3 protein-coding genes are annotated in these 3,630 nt (G+C 62.2%); all 3 read right to left on the reverse strand.

Translation table 11 applies throughout. From position 1 onward, the window contains the following. On the reverse strand, window positions 1-2,228 hold a 2,228-nt coding region (locus AC1DT3_RS14895), incomplete at its 3' end, for a valine--tRNA ligase (protein WP_477466025.1). Window positions 2,229-2,428: 200 nt separating this feature from the next. After that, the gene (locus AC1DT3_RS14900) at window positions 2,429-2,989 is read right to left on the reverse strand and encodes a DUF2497 domain-containing protein (RefSeq protein ID WP_477466026.1); all 561 of its coding nucleotides are present in this window, start codon (window positions 2,987-2,989) and stop codon (window positions 2,429-2,431) included. A gap of 110 nt (window positions 2,990-3,099) precedes the next feature. After that, a partial coding sequence (locus AC1DT3_RS14905) for a TolC family protein (RefSeq protein ID WP_477466027.1) occupies window positions 3,100-3,630 on the reverse strand: 531 nt, incomplete at its 5' end.

Below are 3,630 nucleotides of genomic sequence, written 5' to 3' on the forward strand. Positions count from 1 at the left end.
TCCGTCAGGCCTTCGAGATTAGACCATTTGGCCAGGGTCAGGACGCTCTCGCGCTTTGGTCCCGCCTCGCCCTTGATGGCCCACAGCTCCTCCGTGAGGAATGGCATGAACGGATGCAACAACTTGCAGATCTCGTCGAAGATGAAGGCAATCGTCGCGCGCGTTTCGTCCTTGGCTGCGGAATCCGGTCCCTGCAGAACGGGCTTCGCGATCTCGAGCGTCCAATCGCAGAACACGTTCCAGACGAAACGATAAGCTGCGTTGGCGGCTTCGTTGAACTTGTACGTTTCAAGGCCCGTCGTGACCTCGGCGACGGCTTTCGCACATTCGCTGAGGGCCCACTTGTTCAACGTCTCCTTCACACCCTTGGGATCGAAACCGGCGACGCGGGCGCAGCCGTTCATCTCCGCGAAGCGCGCCGCGTTCCAAATTTTGGTTGCGAAATTGCGATAACTTTCAACACGTTGCGCGCTGAGTTTAATGTCGCGTCCCTGCGCCGCCATCGCAGACAGCGTCATCCGCAATGCATCGGCGCCGAACTGATCGATGATGTCGAGCGGGTCGAGAACGTTGCCCTTCGACTTCGACATCTTGGCGCCCTTCTCGTCCCGGACGAGCGCGTGGATGTACACCGTGTCGAACGGCACTTCGTCCATGAAATGGAGGCCCATCATCATCATGCGGGCCACCCAGAAGAAGATGATGTCGAAGCCCGTCACCAGCGTGTTGGTCGGATAATAGCGCTTCAGCTCGGACGTATCGTCCGGCCAGCCGAGTGTCGAAAACGGCCACAAGGCGGACGAGAACCACGTATCGAGAACGTCTTCATCGCGCGTCAGCAGGACGTCGCGCCCGTGCTTGGCGCGCGCCTGAGCCTTGGCATCCTCTTCGTCCATGGCGACGTAGACGTTGTTGTCCGCGTCATACCAGGCTGGGATCTGGTGTCCCCACCAGAGCTGCCGGGAGACGCACCAAGGCTCGATGTTCTCGAGCCATTGGAAATACGTCTTCTCCCAGTTCTCGGGAACGAACTTCGTCTTCCCGGCGCGCACCGCTCCGAGCGCACGTTCAGCCAGCGGCTTAACGTTCACGTACCATTGGTCGGTGAGATAGGGCTCGATGACCGCATTCGAGCGGTCGCCGTGCGGCACCGCGTGCGTATGCGCTTCGATCTCGACGAGGTTGCCGCGCTCCTCCAGCATCGCGACAATGCGCTTGCGTGCCTCCGCGCGATCGAGCCCGTGCAGAGCCATGACAGCGTTGAGATCGTCGGATGCGGGCAGGCCTGCAAGAAAGCCCTCGTTGCCGTTGAGATCGAGCGCGGCTTCGGTATCGAGCACGTTGATCAGCGGCAGGTTGTGTCGCTTGCCCACGTCGAAGTCGTTGAAGTCGTGAGCCGGCGTGATCTTCACCGCACCGGTCCCTTTCTCCGGGTCGGAATAGGCGTCCGCAACGATCGGGATACGTCGTCCGACAAGCGGGAGAATGGCGAATTTGCCGATGAGATCCTTGTAGCGCTCGTCGTCCGGATGAACCGCGACGGCGGCATCGCCCAGCATCGTCTCGGGACGCGTCGTCGCGACCGTGATGAAGCGGTCCGGCTGCCCTTCGATGGGATAACGGATGTGCCACAGGCTGCCCTTGACCTCGACCTGTTGCACTTCGAGATCGGAGATCGCGGTCTGGAACTTCGGATCCCAGTTCACAAGGCGCTTGTCCTTGTAGATCAGGCCCTRCTTGTGAAGATCGACGAACACTTTCAAGACGGCGCGAGACAGCCCCTCGTCCATGGTGAAGCGCTCGCGCGACCAATCGCACGAGGCGCCGAGACGGATCAGTTGTTCCTTGATCCGACCGCCGGATTCCTCTTTCCACGCCCAAATGCGCTTGACGAATTCCGCGCGCCCCAGCTCCCGGCGATGGATCTGCTGTTCCATCAACTGCCGCTCGACGACCATCTGGGTGGCGATGCCCGCGTGGTCCATTCCGGGCTGCCACAGCACGTCGCGGCCGCGCATACGCTCGAACCGGCACAGGATGTCCTGCAGGGTGTTGTTGAGGGCGTGCCCCATATGGAGCGAGCCAGTCACATTCGGCGGCGGGATGACGATCGTATAGGGCTTCGCGTCCTTCCGATCGGATCGGCCGGCCTTGAAGGCTTCCGCCTCCTCCCAACGCTCTGTCATGCGCGCCTCAACGGCGGCGGGGTCGAAAGTCTTGTCCATCATGGCTGAACCAATGAGTTTGGCGCGGGCGAAGCGCAAGCATGCCGGCGAGAGCGTCAGGCGCGATCTTCTCGCCGAACCGTCGCCGCCCCGGCGGATCACGCCCTAAAAACCGGACGGCATGGTCGAAGTCAACTGGCGGGCGATGGGGCCGGGTCGAAACCAACGCCCACCTTCGCATTCATAGGCTGAACCGGGAGATTTCAGCGGCGGCCGCGGGTCGCCCGCTCGATTTCGTCCCGTACGACGCGTTCGACGATGGGCGGAAGGTTCTCGTCGAGCCAGGCCTTGAGCATGGGTCTGAGCATTTCCTTCACGATGTCGTCGATCGTGCGGGGTGCGTTGCTGGTAACCGGGGCCGGGTTTGCGGATCCAAGGCGGCTGAAAGCCTCTGAAATCGAATGGCTTGCGGCATCGGACAGGATGGCAGCGTGCGCTGTCTCTGCAGGTGCCGACCTCTCGACGACGCTCGGGCGGACCGGCTCAGGAACATCCTCGACGGGGCTCTCGGGCTTTTGGAGCTTAGTCTCGCCGACCGGCGTCATCTCTACCCGATATGGGCGGCGCTCCGCGAGCTCGGGAAAGTCGTCATGAGGATCTGAGGAAAAGATCTGCGGCTCGGCACGGTTCAAGACGCGCTCCTCAGCCGGCAGGGAATCGTTGAGCGCCTCGCGCTCTTCCTGGTCGTCCGCAATAATGCGCCTGATAGAGGCGAGAATCTCCTCCATCGAGGGCTCCTGAACCTTCGGACTCGCTGAATTCATGCGCCGCATCCGATCAAAAAAGACGGGAGGGAATCACCCCTCCCATTATCATCACTATTTCACGGGCTCTCGCTGAAGCAAGACGCCCTGCCGACCTATCCCGCGACTGATCAGCGCCCGTCGGGCGTCGTCAGGCCGTACCAGGCATCCTTGACCTGATCAAAGTGCACCTTGGCACTGTAGTGGTTCACCGCGAGGCCGAGAGCGCGCGAATTCAAGCGGCCCGACGCCTGGACGACGCCATACGACGCAACCACGCGGTCGCGCTGCGCTGTAATGAGCGTCACCCGCGCGTTGAGCAGTTCCTGCTGCGCGTTCAAGACGTCCAACGTCGTGCGCTGGCCGACCCGAGCCTCTTCGCGAACACCGTTCAGCGCCACTTCCGCCGCTTCGACCTGCGCCTGCGCGGCAATGATCTGGGATCGGGCTGCCTCGAGCTGTCCCCAGGCCGAGATCACGGCGGCGCGAACCTGATCCCGAATGGAATCGGCCTCGAGACGCCGCTGGCCGGCGGTTTCCTTGGCTTGGCGCGTGCTGGCCGAGGCAAGACCGCCGTCGTAGATCGGAACGGTCAACTGGGCGACGATGGACGCATTGACGGCCTGATCGCCCTTGATCTGCGAGTCGTAACGCTGTTGCAC

The sequence above is a fragment of the Microvirga sp. P4_G7 genome (assembly GCF_056401005.1).